Raw genomic sequence first — 16,813 nt, 5'->3', positions numbered from 1 at the left:
TCGTGAATCGGCATGTCGCTCCTTCGCCCTGCGGGCGGGTCTCGCGGGAGACCTGGTCGGTCAGTGCTTGGTCAGGTAGCCTGCGTCGATCGGCAGGTCGATCCCGGTCACGTACTTCGCGCCGTCGGATACGAGCCACAGCACGGCGTCGGAGATGTCCTGCGGTTCGAGCATCATCACGTCCAGCAGATTCGTCCGGTCGTTGTGCTTCCACTTGCGTACGACGTGCGGCAGGACCTTCGACAGCCCCTCTGCCATAGGCGAGTTCACGCCTGTCGGGTTGACCGTGTTGACGCGGATATTGTGCTCGGCGAGCTCGAATGCGAGCGTGTCCTTCAATCCTCGAAGCCCGTGCTTGGCTGCGCCGTAGTGCCCCCACGAGGGAGACGCGCCGAGTCCGTCGACCGACGAGGTGATCACGATGGATCCGCCTCGTCCACCCTCGATCATCACCGGTACGACAGCCTTGCACGCCTTCCACGCTCCGGTGAGGTTGACGTCGAGCATCGTCTGCCACGCGTCGTCCTCGATCTCGATCGTCGACTCGCAGTGATCGTGGATACCGGCGTTCGCCAGCAGGATGTCGATCCGTCCGAATTGCGATACCGCCAGATCTGCGACAGCCTTCATGTCCGCACTGCTCCGCACATCCGCCTGCATGCCGGCGATCTCACCCCCGGCGTCCTTGACCAGCTGGATCGTCTCCTCGAGATCCTCCGGTGTCGCGAGTGCGTACTGCACATCCCTGATCGGTGCGGCGACGTCGCAGACCACGATCTTGGCGCCGGCGGCGGCAAGGGTGAGCGCGTGCGAGCGACCCTGACCGCGAGCTCCGCCGGTGATGACTGCTACTTTTCCGTCGAGTGAGGTCATCGATTCTCCTGGATTCGAAATAGCGGTGTCGAGCGGGGAATTTCCGGACGGACTACCGTGCACTCTTCACACGCTCGTAGTCCTGAGTCGCTTGGCTGATGCCGGTCGCGAAGCGCTCACTGAAGCCGTCCTTGCGCGTTTGGGTCCAGTGATAGGAGTTCAGCAGCGGTTCGCAGGTACCCGTGAAGCGCGGCATGACGTCGCGCATGAGAATGCGGTACATGCGAGAGGTGGCCTCGGTGTCGGCCCAGTCGTGGGCCGTCGCGAGGAAGGTGCCGAAGCCCCCGGTGCGGTCGATGATCTTCTGGATGTAGTCGATGGCGTCGTTCGCATCGCCGATGCAGCCGTATCCGGACTTGTTGACGCGCCGGACCAGTTCCTCGTGCGCGATTTCCTCGCCGGGTTCGATCATTTTCATCGGGGTGACGACGTGGCGGTAGTCCATGAAGTCGCGCAGCCCGTACCGGGTGTCCTCGACGGCCTGCTCGAAGGTGTCGGCGATGTGGATGTTGCCGACGATCGCCCAGTCGGCACGGTCGACCGACCGACCGTGTTCGTTCGCCTCGTGGGTCGTGATGCCCCACGTCCGCTCGAGCAGTTCGAACGACTTGTCGCTGGTGCCTCCGATGGACAGCAGACCGAGTCCGTACTTGCCGGCCAGCTTGGGCCCGGACGGGGACATCGCGGCCGCGACGGTGATCGGCACGCCGGGGTACGAATAGGGGCCCAGCTGCACCCGGGCATCCTCGAGGGAGAACCACTCGGTCTTCCGGTCGACCGGTCCCGGTGTCTCGAGCAGTTCCAGGATGGCGTCGAGGGATTCCTCCATCCGCGGCCGCAGAAGGTTGTAGTCCATGCCCATCATCTGCGAGTCGGCAACGAGCGCGCCCGGCCCGACGCCGATCCTGATTCGTCCTCGAGTCATATGATCCAAGAACGTGATTCGGTCGGCCACCATCAACGGATGATGGTACGGGAGCGAGATGACACCGCTGCACAGCTCGATGCGCTCGGTCCGCTGCGCGGCTGCCGCGATCATCAGTTCCGGTGACGGACCGACCTCGTATCCACCGCTGTGATGCTCGCCGAACCACACCTGGTGGAAACCGAGCCGATCGAGATCCTCGACATGTCGGAGATCCTGTTCGATCGCCATCGTGGGATTACGCCGGGGGTTGTGGTACGGCGGAAGGAACACTCCGCACCGGAGCGGAGCCTTCCTCGCAGCCGGCGCACAGTTCACGTCCGACCCGATGTTCTCGGTTGCCGATTCCATTTCAGTTCTCCTGTCGGTCGTTGCGTGACGCGCCGCATATGGTGACAACGGCCCGAGCGGTCCCCTCTCCGCGGTTGTGCCATCGGTGCCTGTTCCCGTTGACCACCACCGTGTCGCCGGGATTCAGTTCGATCTCCACTCCGTCGTCGAGTTCGAGCACCAGCGAACCCTCGAGGAGGACATGCACGTCCACGGAATCCGTCCGGTGGAATCCCGGATCCTCGTCGTCCATGACGACGATTCCGTTGTCGCTGTCGCCGATGCGACCAGGCTCGAGCACCCAGCCGATCACCCACACTCCGCCCGGATCCGGAAATCCCACGGTGTCGGACACCACCCCGGAATTGGGGACCGCGGGAACGTAGTCGGTTCGCCAGATCGGATCGATGCCGGCGGCGTCGAACCTCTCGATCTTCTCGTCTCCGACGAGCACGGCTACACCATCTTGTTCGACTGTGACGACGCGGCGAAAGCTCATAATTGCCCTTCGGGAGATAGCTCTACGACGGCGAACGGTGACGAGAAGAGAGACGAGAGTAGAAACGAAAGAGACTTTTCTATAACGGATTTCAACTCAGTCCAAGCGCACGCGACAACCACGGCATGCTGCGTGCGGTACGCGCTCCACCCACAGTCCGTGAGTGCTGCGCATCACACCAAACAATCTAAAGGCTATCGGTTAATCGGTCAAGGGGCACTGCGCGACGGCAATTTCCCTGCGAAATGCGGACGTGAGCACATACGCTGTTGCCGGTAGGAATCTGCTGATCCACCTTCGGCCCAAGGCAATCCCCCCTCCCCCACGTCAGTCTGCGCTCGTCACAGCGCCGTCTCACCTGACTCGCCGGAGGACCACCCGACCGCCGAGGCGATCTCCCGGACCACACCCCTCGCGAAGGACCCCGATGATCACGACACCGATCGATATTCCCGCACATCTGATCACCGACTTCGATGTGTACGACTCGTCCCTGGCTGTGCCGAGCGACGTCTTCCAGGAGCGTGCCGCCGCCCTGCGCAAGCAGGGTCCGATCCTCTACTCCCCCCACCACGGTGGGCATTGGGTCGTCACGCGGTACAAGGAAGCCCTGCAGATCCTTCAGGATCCGGAGACGTTCTCGAGCTACCCGAACAATCTCCTGAACGCGGCGCAGGGCAAGTTCCTCCCGCTCGAGCTCGACCCGCCCGAACACAGCTACTACCGGCAGGCACTGCAGCCGCTCTTCAGCCCCAAGCAGATGAAGGCACTCGAGCCCGAGATCCGGGGCATCATCACCGCACTGATCGACGACTTCGCAGTAAAGGGCGAGTGCGAGTTCATCTCCGAGTTCGCACACGAGCTGCCGACGCGGATCTTTCTTGCGCTCATGGGTTGGCCGCTGAGCGACGCACCGCGATTCACGGAGTGGACCGACATCACGCTCCAGGGCATCCCCGGGGCGAGCGAGGAGGAATCGGCCGAGGCCCGTGCGAAGGCCGCCGGCGAGATCTACGAGTACTTCGGGCGAGTGGTCGACCGGGTCCGATCCGGCGAAGACGACTCCGAGAGCCTCACGGCGCAGATCATCGACACCCCGCTCGATGTCGAAGGAACACCCAGGCAGCTCACCGACGAGGAACTGTGCCGGATGTTCTTCCTGCTTCTCGTCGCGGGACTCCACACCGTCCAAGGCGCTCTCGCCTGGGGACTCATCCACCTGTCGCGGAACCCCGAGCAGCGCGAAGCGATCATCGACGACCCGACGCTGATCCCGTCGGCAGTGGAAGAGATCCTGCGGATCGAGACCGCCACGAGCGGCGGCCGTCGCGCGACCCGAGACACCGAGATCGGTGGTGTCTCGATCAGGGCCGGCGACCAACTATTGGTGGTGATGACCTCCGCCAACCGTGACGACGACGAGTTCGACAACCCTGACGAGTTACAGATCGAACGGCACCCCAACCGCCACATCGGGTTCGGCGCCGGCCCGCATCGCTGCCTCGGCTCCCATCTCGCGCGGCTCGAGCTGAGGCTCGCCCTGGAGGAGATTCACAAGCGGATCCCCGACTACGCCCTCGTTCCGGACAATCCCCCGGTCTTCCACTCGTCCCAGGTCCGTGGATGTGAGAAGCTGCCGATCACGTTCACGCCGTCGTCGCGCTGATCCCGCTCGGTCGCGGGACGTCGGTCCGAACAGCAGAAGGTCCCCGGAGGAAACTCCGGGGACCTTCTCTGCCGTGTCACGCCGTGGAGGAAACCGGCGACAGCGCCCGATCGTCCACGGGCGGTTGCAGCACGCCGTCACGCACGAGTGAGTCGATCTCCGCGGTGCTCAGCGCGAGGGTGTCCTCGGCGATCTCACGTGTCTGCTCACCCGCCAGCGGTGCGGGCCGCAACGGCCAGTCCGGCAGCGCAGCGAAGTGCGCGACCTGCTTTGCCGTCGGCAGCGGAGCGGGCAGCATGGGATGCTCGAGCTCGGTGTAGGCACCACGCGCGATCAGCTGAGGGTTGGTGAGCAGCTCCGGCAGCCGGACCATGGCGCCCGCCGGTATTCCAGCCGCCTGCAGAGTCTCCATCGCCTCGGTCGGCGCGTGCCGGAGCATCCACTCCGCCAGCACCTCGTCGACCTCGGCGCGGTGGCCGATCCTGAGCTCGGCGGTGGCGAAGCGAGAGTCGTCGACGAGATCGGACCGGCCGAGCACACCGCACAGCCTCGCCCAGTCCGCGTCGTCGCGGACGGTGACGACGCACCATTCGTCGTCCCCTGCGCACGCGTACACGCCGGACGGCGCCGAGTAGGGATCGGCGTTGCCGGGCGCACCGATCGACCCCGGTTCGAGGTGCTCGGCGACGAGCTGGTTGCCCAGTTGCACGATCGCGGCGTCGGCCTGGGCCACTTCGATCGCGGCACCGCGCCCGGTCCGCAGTCGGTCGATCAGCGCGGCCAGGATGGTGGTGGCGGTGACCTGCCCGGCGATGTGATCCGGGTAGACGGTCGAGCCGTCGCACAATCCGTCGGCCGTGTCCGAGTACCGCCACAGTGCCGACACGCCACAGGCTGCCCGCACCAGCGGTCCGTAACCGAGCCGCTTGTTCCACGGGCCGACACTGCCGAAAGCGCTGCTCTCGGACACGATGATCCGCGGGTTGACGGCGGCGAGCTCGTCGTACGAGAGCCTCATCGAAGCCAGCGTGCCGGGCTTGAAGTTGGCGAGCACGATGTCTGCCTCGGCCGCCAGGCGCTTGAAGATGCGGATGCCTTCGGGACTGCGCAGATTCAGGCCGAAGCTGCGACGGTTGCGGTGACCCCACGCCACGGACGCCGCGAGGGCTGCGCCACGTTTCGACTGTCGCAGACCGTCCGGGAAATTGGAGTTCTCGATCTTGATGACATCGGCTCCGTAGTCCGCGAACTGACGCCCGAGTTCCGCGCCGAACACCACCACGCCCATGTCGAGGACGCGCAGTCCCTCGAACGGACGGGCACCCGGTTCGCGGAGCGGCGCGGGGATTCGAACGGGAGCGTCGTCGGCGACGGAACCGAACAGCACTCGATTATGCTCACCCAATTCCGGTGCGCAAGTGCGGAATCCGGCCCGCTCACCGTTGATCTTCGCGTAGCCCGAGGGCACCCGAGCGGCGAGCCCGGACGCGATCTCGGCGTCGACGAATGTGCCGGATGCATCGAAGTGCTCGGTCCTCAGGACCTCCGACACCGTGTTGAGCCCGCCGATGGGAATCCCGCGGGCGGCGCCTTCCGCGACGAGTTCGTCGCGGGTGTAGGTGCTGAACAGCTTCTCGATCAGCGGATTCAGCCGATCGGATGCGGCGAAACGTGCGGGGATCGTGTCGTACTTCGGATCGGCGAATTCCTCCGGCTCACCGAGCCATTCGAACATCCCCCGCCACTGACGCCTGGCGAGCAGGCAGATGCGCACCTGCCCGTCGGCACAGCGGTACACCGGGTAGAAGTTGGCGGCGTCGGGCCGGCCACGGGGGAAGTCCTCGGAGCGGCCTGCGGCAGCGGAGCCCTGCACACCGAATCCGGGGTCGAAGCCGTGCACGACGACCTCGAACGCCGAGATATCGACGGTTTGTCCCCGTCCGGTGTGCAACCGATCGAAGTAGGCGAGCAGCGCCGACCACGCCGTGTGCACACCCACCGACTCCGCGACGAGGCCGTTGGGCGGCAGCAGCGGCGGCTCGCCCGGCTCCCCGGACCGGGACAGCACACCGCTCAGGGCGTAGAGCACCTGTTCCGTCGCCACCCAGTCGCGATACGGACCGTCCTGGCCGAACCCGGTGATCGACACCACCACGAGCGCGGGATTGATTTCGCGCAGGTCCGCAGCACCCACGCCGCGGGCGGCGAGGTATCCGGGGGCGAACGACTCGAGCAGAATGTCCGAGTGGCGCACCAGGGTGCGCAGCCGGTCGCGGCCCTCGTCGGTGTCGAGGTCCAGGACGACGCCGAGCTTGTTCGCGTTGCGAAGCGCGAACGGGATGCTCACGCCGTTCCGGATCGGTTCCTCGGCTCGCGACGCCGAGCCGCCGGGAGATTCGACCCGGACGACGTCGGCGCCGAGGTCGGCGAGGAATCGACCGGCCGTGTCGCCGAATCCGTCCGTCAGTTCGAGTACCCGGACACCCTGCAGTGGTAGTGCCATCTTGAGCTCCAAAGTGTGTTCGCTGCGAAAGCTGTTCTCGATCAGCGAGTTCCGAAGTAAACCGACTTCACGTTGAAGTAGGGTGCAAGCCCCTCCGGTCCGAGTTCACGGCCCAGACCCGACGACTTCACGCCGCCGAACGGCGCGGCGAGGTCGAGGGCGTAGTAGTTGACTCCGATGGTGCCGCTGTGGATTCGTGAGGCGAGCTCGTGTCCGTGCTGCTCGTCCGTCGTCCACACCGTGCCGCCGAGCCCGTACTCCGAATCGTTCGCGATCGACACCGCTTCGTCCTCGTCGCCGTACGGGGTGATGGTCAGGACCGGGCCGAAGATCTCCTCCTGCGCGATGCGCGCGGAGTTGTCGACCCCGGCGAACACGGTCGGCTCGACGAACCACCCCTGCGGCTGATCGCCGGGGACGCCGCCGCCGGTGGTGATGCGGTATCCGTCGGCGCGGCCCGACTCGATGTAACCGAGGACGCGGTCGCGCTGGGCCGCCGAGACCAGCGGCCCCACGTCGGTGGCCTTGTCGAGCGGATCGCCGACGGTCAGTGCCCGTACGGTCTCGGTGACCGCGTCGACGACCTCGTCGTACCGGGAACGCGGTGCCAGGATCCGAGTGCTCGCGTGGCAGGTCTGGCCGTTGTTGACCAGCGACACCTCGAGCAGGTTCCTCGCGAACACGTCGAGGTCGGCCTGTTCGGTGACGAGCGCCGCGGACTTGCCGCCGAGCTCGAGCGTGACCGGACGCAGCAGCCGCCCGCAGACCTCACCGATCGCACGGCCTGCCGCCGTGGACCCGGTGAAGGCCACCTTGTCGACGCCCGGATGCGAGACCAGGTAGGCACCGGCGTCGCGGCCGGCCGGGACGACGTTGACCACACCGCCGGGCAGACCGGCCTCGAGCGCGGCGTCGGCGAAAGCGAACGCGTCGAGTGCCGTCTCGGGTGCGGGCTTGAGCACCACCGTGCATCCCGCCGCGAGCGCGGGAGCCAGCTTCATCGCGGCGAGCGGCTGGGGGTAGTTCCACGGCGTGACGGCCGCGACCACACCCACCGGCTCGCGTCGCACGACGGTGCGACCGCCGAATGCGCTCGGCCGCACGTCCTCGTTGGACGCGTTGCGGATCAGCCCGGCGTAGTACGAGAGCATCGCTGCGGGGCCGAAACCGTTGACACCGCCCGACAGCGCGATCGGCATGCCGTTCTCGCGGCTCACCAGTCGGGACGTGTCGCGACCGCGGGATTTGAGGGCGGCCGCGAACCTGTCGAGCAGGTCCGCACGCTCGACGTCGGTCAGCCTGCTCCACGGGCCGGCGAGTGCTGTGCGCGCGGCCGCAACGGCGTCGTCGATGTCGGCCTCGGACGCCAGAGCGGAAGTACCGAGCACCTTCTCGGTGGCCGCCTCGACGACGTCGACGGTGCCACCGGCCTTCGGCGCCACCCATCGGCCGCCGATGAACAGTTCGTTCCTGTCCTGATCGTTCATGTCGTGCCTTTCGGAGGTGGCGGTCAGAGGGTGTCTTCGTGGCCGAGCAGCACCGAGCTCACCAACGGCGCCATCGGGCCGCCGATGAACAGGGAGGTCTTCGCGCCCGCCACCGGGTTGGTCGAGGTGCCGCGGATCTGCCGGACTGCTTCGACCGCGAGGTTGAGACCGTTGATGAACGAATCGGCGAGGTTGCCGCCGCTGGTGTTGACGGGCAGTTTGCCGTTCGGGGCAGTGAGATTGTCGACGGTCATGAAGGTGCCGGCCGCCTCTCCAGGCGGGCACAAGCCGTGATCGATCAGTGCCGCAACGGCAGGACCGCTGAAATTCTCGTAGACCTGCACGACGTCGACGTCGTCCGGACCGAGGCCTGCCCCGGCCCAGAGTCGCTCGGCGACACCGGGTTTTCCGTTGTTCGCCGGGCCGAATCCGGCGCTCATGTACTGCTCACCCAGGTCGTTGTCGATCAGTTCCGAGTATCCGCCCGGTGCGCCCTGTGCGCCGGACAGCAGGTACGCCGGGTCGGGGCGCAGAGCCTTGGCCCGCTCGGCCGAGACGAGCACCAACGCGACCGCGCCGTCGCTTTCCCGGGAGCAATCGAACAGGTGGAACGGCTCGGCGATCAACCGCGAGTTCTCGTAGGAGTCCTCGTCGAGGGGCCGGCCGTAGCCCTGCGCGGTCGGGTTGTTCTGCGCGTGCTGGTACGAGGCGAGGACGAGCGAGCGCATCGCCGAGCGCGGCACCCCGCCGTGCTCGAGCATCCGCTGAGTGCGCATTGCACAGATCTGCGCGGGGGAACCGATGCCGTGCGCGAGGAAGTGACTGCCGTAGTGGTACTTCGCGTATCCGAGCCGACCCGTATCCGCCTGCGTCATGGCGCGGTAGACCACTACGCACTCGGCCTGACCGGTGGCGATGGCAGTCGCCGCGTTCGTGATGGCAGCTGCGACGCTGCCGCCGCCACCGCCCCACATCATGTTCGACCAACGCAGCTCGTCGATCAGCAGTGCGCCGCCGATGATGGCCCCGTCGTTGGCGCCACCCGCGTAGGAGACGAAGCCGTCGATCTCGCGGGGGTTGATGCCTGCGTCGGCGCATGCTTCGAGGATGACCTCGAGCGTCATGCGCTTTTCGCTGTGCGGCGCCTCGCCGCGGCGGTAGTGCCGTTCGGCGATGCCGACGACTGCGGCGGCACCGCGTAGGACGTTGTCGCTCATCGCTTTTCTCCCTCGACGATCGAGCCGGCCCGGCGCCAGCGCAACAACGGCCAGGCGGCACCTTCGGTCCGCTCGAACACTCCCACGACTCGGTCGCCGATCTCGGGGTTCGCCTCGATGTCGTCGGTGAGGATGCCGAGGACCCGGCGGCCGTCGGCGTGCGGCAGTTCGACGAGCACCGTCACGTACGGCAACCGATCGGCATATTCGTCCATGTACGGGTACCAGCTGCGATTCCAGCTGTAGACGGTGCCGACCGGTTCGACGGCCTCCCAGTCGAGATCGAAGCTGTGGCAGTTGCCGCAGATGGCCTGCGGCCCCCAGATCCACGTGCGGCAATCGCTGCAGCGCTGAAGGCGCAGCTCACCGGCGAGGAGACCGTCCCAGTACGGCTGATCGAGTCCGTCCGGCGCGGGTCCCCACGGTTCGGTCGCGAGTTCTGTTGCGGTCATGCGTTCGCCTCGGTTCCGGCGGGGAAGTTCTCGAGCTTCGCCGCGAGCCAGCGTCCGTCGCGCAGCTCCCAGATCGAGCGCAGCCCGATCGAACGGTCGCCCATGTCGTAGACGGTCTCGCCCACCATCCGGTCACCCTCGGCGCGCACGTCCTTGATCTCGAAACCTTTCGTGGCCTCGCGGGGGGCGTCGATTCCGTCGAAAACCTGCGGAATGTTCTCTCGCACCATGTCGGCGAGAGCGGCCTTCATGTTTCCGGCGACAACGTAGCCGACATGCTGTTCGTACAGTGCACGAAAGTCTTCGACAGACATCTGTGAACTCCTCGATTCGTGACACGAGCCGGTCGTGTCCGTCAGTGCAATAACCTTATGTCGTTAGATAAACGCCGTCAACGTCGCGCGAAGTGGAACTGCCCGTTCTCCGCGATCGAGACGTGCTGACCTGCAACATCGACCTCCGTGAGGCGCGCGAGGTCCTCGGCATCCGTGGTCGCCGCGAGGGTCCGCTCCCCTGCCGCCGTGCGTGCCGCGAGGAAACCGCGCTCCGGTGAACCGTCGCGGCCGTACACCACGGTCCACGACTCCACCGACGCCGTGCCCGCGTAGGACACGAGCGCGGCGGTCGTGGGCTGCCCCACCACCTCGGCCTGCACGTCCAGCCGCCGGAACCCTCCGGCAGGAGGTTCCGTCCGGTACACGCCCACGGCATGCTTGGTGAGATAACCGCTGTTGGCGGTCACCAGACCGTACGAACCTGGGGACTCCCGCACCCGTCGCGCCATGGTCGCGATCGAATGGCTCACGTAGTTGTTCCACGGGCCACCCCCGAAGGTCAGACCACCGGTCACGGTGAGAGGCCGACCCGGATCGTCGAGCGCAAGCCCCAGCTCGTTCGCCGCAACCTGTACCGCCGACGGAAAACACGAGTAGATATCGACGTGGGCGACGTCGTCCAGCCCGATACCTGCGAGCCCGAGAGCCCGCGCGCCCGCGATGCGAATCGCCGGCGACCCGTCGAGGGCACCTCGCTCGGCGATCGCGTACGTATCGTGCGATTCGGTACCGGACTGCGGAAACACCCAGTTCTCCCGCGCAATACCGAGTCGAGTCGCGGTCTCGACCGAGCACATCAGCAGCACCGCACCCTGATCGACCATGTTGTTCGAGTTCAGCAGCTTGGTGTAGGGCGTGGAGATCATCCGATTCTCGGGCGACGGTGTCGCGACCTCCGCCGCGGTGTACTCCCGCTGCACCCACGCGTTCGGGTTCGTCGCCGCGATCTTGCTGAACCGCGACCACAGGCCCCCGATGAATTCGCGGTGCTCCTCGGGAGAGCGTCCTGCCGAGATCCGCAGCGCCTGCTCGAACAGCGGATAGACGTACGAGGGCCGGTCCAGCCCGATCCGGCGTTCGCTCTCGTCCGCCATCGGCACATCGGTGACCATGATCTCGGCAGCGGGCACCGACTCGTCCTGCACGGTCCACTCCGGGCGCTGCTTCTGCGCCCGCAGCTTCGTGCGGGTGCGCCACGATTCGGCGCCACCGATGAGCACGACGTCGGCGCGGCCGGCGGCGATGTCCTCGGCGGCACCGTTGACCAGGACCTGCGGGGTGCTGCCACCGTTTCCGGAGTAACCGGTGTGCCGTACGGTCGCGCCGATACGCTCCCCGACGAGTGCGCCGGGGTCGCGATAACGCCACGACAAGAGCCCGACGACGCGGACGGAATCGACCAGTTCGAGCAGGCGCGCGGACCCGGCGTCGGCAGCGGCCTCGCGCGCCGCGCGCACCATCAGATCGACGGGTTCGACGCCGCCGCCGCGTTCGTCGGCCTGGCCGGTGCCGACCAGGATCGGGGTTCTCGGATCGAGGGTCACGACTGCACTGCCTCCAGAATGCGCTCGCGGTTCTCCGGCTTCGGCCAGCCACCGAGGATGAGGGTGGTCAGGCACGTGGACTTCCACTTGGTTTCGATCTCTTCGATGATCTTGTCCGCGGGACCGACGAGGGCGACGTCCTCGACCATCTCGGTGGGTACGGCCTGCGCAGCGAGCTCGGGGCGTCCGCTCAGGTACAGGTCCTGGATCTCGGCGCACACCTGACCCCACCCCATGCGGGCGAACACGTCGTTGTGGAAGTTGACACCCTTGGCCCCCATACCGCCGGCGTAGAGCGCGACGGTGGGCTTGAGCCGGGAGGCGGCCTTCTCCACGTCGTCGTTCTCGATGAGCCAGCACACGTTCGCGACCTCGAAGTCGTCGGCGGTGCGGCGCGCTCCTTCGCGCGCGAAGCCCTCGGCGAGTGCCTTGCGGTAGAACTCGTCGCTCTTGGGCGAGAACCACAGCGGCGTCCAGCCGTCGGCGATCTCGGCGGCGAGCGCCACGTTCTTCGGGCCCTCGGCGCCCATGTAGACGGGGATGTCGTTGCGGAGGGGATGGACGATCGACTTGAGCGGCTTCCCCAGTCCGGAGCCACCCTCGAGCGGCAGCTGGTAGTGCCGTCCCGAGTAGGTCACCGGCTTCTCCCGCGCCCACACCTGCCGCATGATCTCGATGTACTCACGGGTGCGTTCGAGCGGGCGCGGGTAGGGCTGCCCGTACCAGCCCTCGACGACCTGCGGTCCGGACGCGCCGATGCCGATGATCACGCGACCACCGCTGAGGTGATCGAGGGTCTGCGCGGCCATCGCCAGCGCCGTCGGTGTGCGTGCCGACATCTGGCACACCGATGTCCCCAGCTTGATCCTCGAAGTCTGGGCTCCCCACCACGCCAGAGGCGTCAGCGCATCGGACCCGTAGGTCTCGGCGGTCCAGAAACTGTCGACTCCGAGCGCTTCGGCCTCGGCGAGCATCCGTTCGACATTGCGCGGCGGACCCGAGCCCCAATACCCTGCGGCGATACCAACTCTCATGCTGCTCCACTGCCTCTTCGGTGTCGTCGAATCGATCGGGTACCGTCAGTGATTCCGGAACTGCGGCGGACGCTTCTCGAGGAACGAGACCACGGCTTCCTTGTGATCGCGGGTCAGGGAGCTGAGGATTTGCGTCCGGTTCTCGAGGTCGATCGCGGCGCGCATACTCGGCACTTCCAGGTTCGACCACATCACTTCCTTCGTCATCCAGACACCGAACGGGCTGTTGCGTGCGATGGCCTCGGCAGTGTCCAGCGCGACGTCGAGCAGCTCGTCGGCGAGCTCGACGGACGAGGCCAGTCCGATCCGCTCGGCTTCGGCGGCGTCGACGGACCTGCCGGTGAGCATGATCTGTGCAGCGCGGGAGAACCCGATCATGCGCGGCAGCAGCCAGCTCATGCCGATGTCGCAGTTGGACAGGCCACGGCGGATGAAGGCGGCGTGGAACACGGCGGATTCGGACACGATACGTATGTCGGCCATGAGCGCGAGGGACATTCCACCGCCCGCTGCGGCGCCGTTGACCGCCGCGATGATCGGTGGCCGCGCACTGCGGAATGCATCGACGAGACCCGCGATGTGCTTCTGCACCCGCATTCCGAGTTGCGCGCGACCTTCCCCTTCGGTCGCGCCCTGCGGGGTTCCGTATCCGCGCAGATCCAGACCTGCGCAGAAGGCACGTCCCGCACCGGTGAGCACGATCGCACGGGTGGTCGAATCGTCTCGCACCTCGGCGAGCACCTGGTGCAGCGAGTCGATGAGGTCCACGTTCATGGCGTTGAGCTCGTCCGGACGATTGAGCCGAATCAGGAGAACGCCCGGCCGCGGCCGCTCGGTCAGGATCGGTTTTGCATCGGACATAGGGCTCTCCCCGGGGACGAAGGACTCGACAGAGACAGACTAATGCCTTTAGATTAAAGCTCGAGGAACCGGCGTACACAACCGAAGGAGCCCACGATGACGAACCTCGACCGCAAGGTGGCGGTGGTGACGGGAGCCGCCAGCGGAATCGGCGCGGCCACCGCACAGGTGTTCGCCGAGCGTGGGGCCCGCGTGATCGTGGCGGATATCGACGACGTTCGCGGGCAGGCCGTCGCCGCCGCCCTCGGACCACGCGGCGTGTACCTGCACACCGATGTGCGCGTCGAATCCGACGTCGAGGCCACCGTCGCACTGGCGATCGACCGGTTCGGACGACTCGACTGCATGGTCAACAACGCCGGCCGCGTTGGTGCCTGGACATTCCTCGAGGACACCCCTGTCGAGGAATGGGACCACGGGTTCGCCGTGCTCGCACGCAGCGTGTTCCTCGGGACCAAGCACGCCGCGCGCGTGATGCGCGACCAGGGCTCGGGCAGCATCGTCAACGTCTCGAGCGTCGCGGGCATACGCACCGGATTCGGACCCCACCCCTACAGCGCCGCGAAAGCCGCAGTGCTGCAACTGACTCGGACCGCGGCCGTGGAACTGGCCGAGTTCCGGATCCGTGTCAATGCACTCGTCCCCGGCGGAGTCGCCACCCGCATCGTCGGTCACGGTGCGGGACTCGAGGACGAAGCACTCGACCGCAGCGTCGACGCCGTACGGCGCAGCCTGACGACGTTCCAGCCCATCCCTCGAGCCGGCGAACCCGAGGACCTCGCGCACGCCGCGGCGTTCCTCGCCTCCGACGACGCCGAGTTCGTCACGGGACAGGCCCTGGGAGTGGACGGAGGCCTGACTCTGGGTAAGAAGTGGCCGTCCAACTATCGGGACGAGGCACAGGCGGCATCGAGTCGCGCAGTCACCGTAGCCGGTTGACCCCGTGACGACGCGCCGGGTCCACACGTTCTGCCGCATCTGCGAGCCGGGCTGCGGCCTCGTCGCGGACGTCCGGAACGAGCAGGTGATCACACTGCAACCGGACAAGGATCATCCGATCCACAAGGGGTTCGCCTGCCACAAGGGTGTGCACTTCCTCCACGTCCACAACGACCCGAACCGCCTCGACCGTCCACTCGAACGCACGAATCCCCGGCACGAGGAGGTCGGCAACTTCGTACCGATCGACTGGGACGATGCGGTCCGCAAGATCGCCGAAAAACTCATGGACATTCGCCGACGGTACGGACGCAACGCGCTCGCCGTCTATCAAGGCAACCCGTCCGCGTTCAACGGCACCTACTACGCCAACGCGGAATCACTCGCACGTGGATTCGACACCAGAATGCGTTTCAGCGCCGGCACCCAGGACACGTCGGCAAAATATGCTGCCAGCGAGGCGATCTACGGGGCATCGATGGCGCATCCGATCCCGGATCTGCTGCACACCGACTACTTCCTGTGCCTCGGCAGCAACCCTCTCGTCTCACATATGACGTTGCTGCACATCTCCGACCCGATGGCCAAGATCAAGGCCGTCAAGAAGCGCGGAGGCACCGTTCTGTTCGTCAATCCGCGACGGATCGAGTCGTCGGGACCGGACACCGGCGATGTGCTGCTGATCAAACCCGACTCCGACTTCTACTTCCTCGCGGCAATCCTGCACGAGATCGTCTTCCGGATCGGATACGACCGCCCCGCGGTGGAGAAGCATGCCCGCAACATCGACGGGCTGCTCGATTTCGTGCGAGGGTATCCCGTCGAGCGAGTGACCGCAGCGACCGGCATCGAAGCCGACGTCATCCGGCGGGTCGCCGACGACTTCTGCGCCGCCCCCACCGCCAGCATCTACATGGCGACCGGGGTGAACCAGGGACGCCAGGGCGCGCTGGCGTACTGGATGCTCAACATGATCAGCCTCTTCTCCGGCAATCTCGGCCGCCGAGGCGGCAACATCTACTCCCGCGGCATGACCGACGTCGTGCACAATTCGAAGCGCAAACGCGAGGATCCGTTCTTCCGGGACAGCTTGGGTGAGGTCCGCACGGTCGGTGGGGACCTACCCGCGGCACGTCTGCCGGAATACATCGCGAACAGGGACGATCCGATCAGGGCGTTGATCGTCATCTCCGGTAATCCGCTGTTGTCGGTAGGTGGAGCAGAGGGCATGCGTCGCGCGCTGGAAGACCTCGAACTGATCGTCACGATCGACCTGTACCGCACGGTCACCGGAGAGATGGCAGATTACGTGCTTCCCGCCACGGACTGGCTCGAACACGAGGACGTCAACTTCCTGAACACGATGGGCGTCGCCATGGAACCCTACGTGCAGTACACCCCCGCGGTGGTACCGCCGAGGAACGACCGGCGCGACGACTGGTGGATCCTGTCACGAATCCTGCAGGAGATGGGCGTGAAGACGCTGCTCGACAGCCCCGATCCGAACCCTCTCGCCAACGCAGATGCCGCCATGCGCGACGCCGGACTGAGCCTCGAGCGGCTCAAGGAAATGCCCTGCCAGACCGCGGTATTGCCCGAGGCGGACCCGTCGCACGTGTTCACCATCGCGGTGCAGCACGACGACGGTCTGATCGACTGCTGTCCGGCAATTTTCCGGCGCGCATACCGCACCGTCGAGGACATTCTGGAGGAGTTGTCCAACGAGAGCCCGGAACAGCTCAAACTCATCACCCGTCGCACCCTGTACATGGTGAACAGTTGGCTGCACAACCTACCGATACTGAAACAAGGCGATCACCAGGACAATCCACTGTGGATGAACCCTGACGACGCGGATCGCCGCGGACTGGTCGCCGGTGACGATGTCATCGTCCACAACCGTCACGGGTCGATCGACGCGATATTGGCATACGACGCAACCCTCAGGCCGGGAGTGGTCGCGATGACACACGGATGGGGCCAGCGCTCGGCTCGCGGCCTCGACGTGGCGCGTCGCTACCCCGGCGTGAACGTGAACAGTCTGTCCCCCAACGGGAAAGAAGGATACGACATCCTCAGCAATCAGTCGCACCTCACCGGCATCAATGTCGAGATCACACGACGTGAGCCAGGGAGTTCGCGTTAGAC

At 66.2% G+C, this 16,813-nt stretch carries 14 protein-coding genes; 3 read left to right on the top strand and 11 right to left on the bottom strand.

Annotated features, from left to right (window positions below):
- Nucleotides 1-60 precede the first annotated feature (60 nt).
- From AC2IPW_RS03985 to AC2IPW_RS03975, 3 genes are read right to left on the bottom strand one after another with little or no spacing between them, the layout of a single operon-like run.
- Nucleotides 61-873 carry a mycofactocin-coupled SDR family oxidoreductase gene (locus AC2IPW_RS03985; protein ID WP_416062705.1) on the bottom strand — a complete coding sequence of 271 codons (813 nt, stop codon included), beginning with the start codon at nt 871-873 and terminating at the stop codon, nt 61-63.
- A gap of 52 nt (nt 874-925) precedes the next feature.
- Complete coding sequence (locus tag AC2IPW_RS03980) at nt 926-2,149, bottom strand: LLM class flavin-dependent oxidoreductase (RefSeq protein ID WP_486376348.1); 1,224 nt, start codon at nt 2,147-2,149, stop codon at nt 926-928.
- Nucleotide 2,150: 1 nt separating this feature from the next.
- Nucleotides 2,151-2,582, bottom strand: coding sequence for a cupin domain-containing protein (locus tag AC2IPW_RS03975; protein ID WP_416062703.1), 432 nt, complete (start codon nt 2,580-2,582; stop codon nt 2,151-2,153).
- Between the two features lie 472 nt (nt 2,583-3,054).
- Here AC2IPW_RS03975 and AC2IPW_RS03970 point away from each other — a divergent pair, with 472 nt between their 5' ends.
- Nucleotides 3,055-4,293, top strand: coding sequence for a cytochrome P450 (locus AC2IPW_RS03970; RefSeq protein WP_486376347.1), 1,239 nt, complete (start codon nt 3,055-3,057; stop codon nt 4,291-4,293).
- 76 nt (nt 4,294-4,369) lie between these two features.
- Here AC2IPW_RS03970 and AC2IPW_RS03965 read toward each other — a convergent pair whose 3' ends face one another.
- The 8 genes from AC2IPW_RS03965 to AC2IPW_RS03930 form a co-directional block, all read right to left on the bottom strand.
- On the bottom strand, nt 4,370-6,796 hold the full coding sequence (locus AC2IPW_RS03965; protein ID WP_486376346.1) for a CaiB/BaiF CoA transferase family protein: 2,427 nt from the start codon (nt 6,794-6,796) through the stop codon (nt 4,370-4,372).
- Between the two features lie 41 nt (nt 6,797-6,837).
- Entirely contained in the window at nt 6,838-8,283 is a 1,446-nt protein-coding gene (locus AC2IPW_RS03960) for an aldehyde dehydrogenase (protein ID WP_416062700.1), read from the bottom strand.
- 23 nt (nt 8,284-8,306) lie between these two features.
- A complete protein-coding gene (locus tag AC2IPW_RS03955; protein WP_416062699.1) occupies nt 8,307-9,500 on the bottom strand; it encodes a thiolase C-terminal domain-containing protein in 1,194 nt (397 codons plus the stop codon).
- A complete protein-coding gene (locus tag AC2IPW_RS03950; RefSeq protein ID WP_416062698.1) occupies nt 9,497-9,952 on the bottom strand; it encodes a Zn-ribbon domain-containing OB-fold protein in 456 nt (151 codons plus the stop codon). Before AC2IPW_RS03950 ends, AC2IPW_RS03955 begins: the two co-directional genes overlap by 4 nt.
- On the bottom strand, nt 9,949-10,266 hold the full coding sequence (locus AC2IPW_RS03945; RefSeq protein WP_289378434.1) for a hypothetical protein: 318 nt from the start codon (nt 10,264-10,266) through the stop codon (nt 9,949-9,951). Before AC2IPW_RS03945 ends, AC2IPW_RS03950 begins: the two co-directional genes overlap by 4 nt.
- Before the next feature lie 77 nt (nt 10,267-10,343).
- Entirely contained in the window at nt 10,344-11,831 is a 1,488-nt protein-coding gene (locus AC2IPW_RS03940; RefSeq protein WP_486376345.1) for an acetyl-CoA acetyltransferase, read from the bottom strand.
- Nucleotides 11,828-12,865, bottom strand: coding sequence for an LLM class F420-dependent oxidoreductase (locus AC2IPW_RS03935; RefSeq protein ID WP_486376344.1), 1,038 nt, complete (start codon nt 12,863-12,865; stop codon nt 11,828-11,830). The genes AC2IPW_RS03940 and AC2IPW_RS03935 overlap by 4 nt, the downstream gene beginning before the upstream one ends.
- Nucleotides 12,866-12,910: 45 nt before the next feature.
- Nucleotides 12,911-13,726 carry an enoyl-CoA hydratase/isomerase family protein gene (locus tag AC2IPW_RS03930; protein ID WP_416062695.1) on the bottom strand — a complete coding sequence of 272 codons (816 nt, stop codon included), beginning with the start codon at nt 13,724-13,726 and terminating at the stop codon, nt 12,911-12,913.
- Between the two features lie 96 nt (nt 13,727-13,822).
- On the opposite strand from AC2IPW_RS03930, the gene AC2IPW_RS03925 reads away from it, so the two are divergent.
- Both AC2IPW_RS03925 and AC2IPW_RS03920 read left to right on the top strand, forming a co-directional pair.
- Nucleotides 13,823-14,665 carry a glucose 1-dehydrogenase gene (locus AC2IPW_RS03925; RefSeq protein WP_416062694.1) on the top strand — a complete coding sequence of 281 codons (843 nt, stop codon included), beginning with the start codon at nt 13,823-13,825 and terminating at the stop codon, nt 14,663-14,665.
- Between the two features lie 4 nt (nt 14,666-14,669).
- Complete coding sequence (locus tag AC2IPW_RS03920; protein ID WP_486376343.1) at nt 14,670-16,811, top strand: molybdopterin-containing oxidoreductase family protein; 2,142 nt, start codon at nt 14,670-14,672, stop codon at nt 16,809-16,811.
- Nucleotides 16,812-16,813: the final 2 nt, after the last annotated feature.

The sequence above is a fragment of the Rhodococcus sp. NS-SX18 genome (assembly GCF_057367935.1).
The sequence above is the reverse complement of the archived record's forward strand: the minus strand, read 5'-3'. Positions and strand labels throughout refer to the sequence as shown.

Bases quoted from the DNA above. Each gene is read 5' to 3' on its own strand.
- AC2IPW_RS03985 (WP_416062705.1), bottom strand. From the start codon at position 873: ATGACCTCACTCGACGGAAAAGTAGCAGTCATCACCGGCGGAGCTCGC.
- AC2IPW_RS03980 (WP_486376348.1), bottom strand. From the start codon at position 2,149: ATGGAATCGGCAACCGAGAACATCGGGTCGGACGTGAACTGTGCGCCG.
- AC2IPW_RS03970 (WP_486376347.1), top strand. From the start codon at position 3,055: ATGATCACGACACCGATCGATATTCCCGCACATCTGATCACCGACTTC.
- AC2IPW_RS03965 (WP_486376346.1), bottom strand. From the start codon at position 6,796: ATGGCACTACCACTGCAGGGTGTCCGGGTACTCGAACTGACGGACGGA.
- AC2IPW_RS03960 (WP_416062700.1), bottom strand. From the start codon at position 8,283: ATGAACGATCAGGACAGGAACGAACTGTTCATCGGCGGCCGATGGGTG.
- AC2IPW_RS03955 (WP_416062699.1), bottom strand. From the start codon at position 9,500: ATGAGCGACAACGTCCTACGCGGTGCCGCCGCAGTCGTCGGCATCGCC.
- AC2IPW_RS03950 (WP_416062698.1), bottom strand. From the start codon at position 9,952: ATGACCGCAACAGAACTCGCGACCGAACCGTGGGGACCCGCGCCGGAC.
- AC2IPW_RS03945 (WP_289378434.1), bottom strand. From the start codon at position 10,266: ATGTCTGTCGAAGACTTTCGTGCACTGTACGAACAGCATGTCGGCTAC.
- AC2IPW_RS03935 (WP_486376344.1), bottom strand. From the start codon at position 12,865: ATGAGAGTTGGTATCGCCGCAGGGTATTGGGGCTCGGGTCCGCCGCGC.
- AC2IPW_RS03930 (WP_416062695.1), bottom strand. From the start codon at position 13,726: ATGTCCGATGCAAAACCGATCCTGACCGAGCGGCCGCGGCCGGGCGTT.
- AC2IPW_RS03925 (WP_416062694.1), top strand. From the start codon at position 13,823: ATGACGAACCTCGACCGCAAGGTGGCGGTGGTGACGGGAGCCGCCAGC.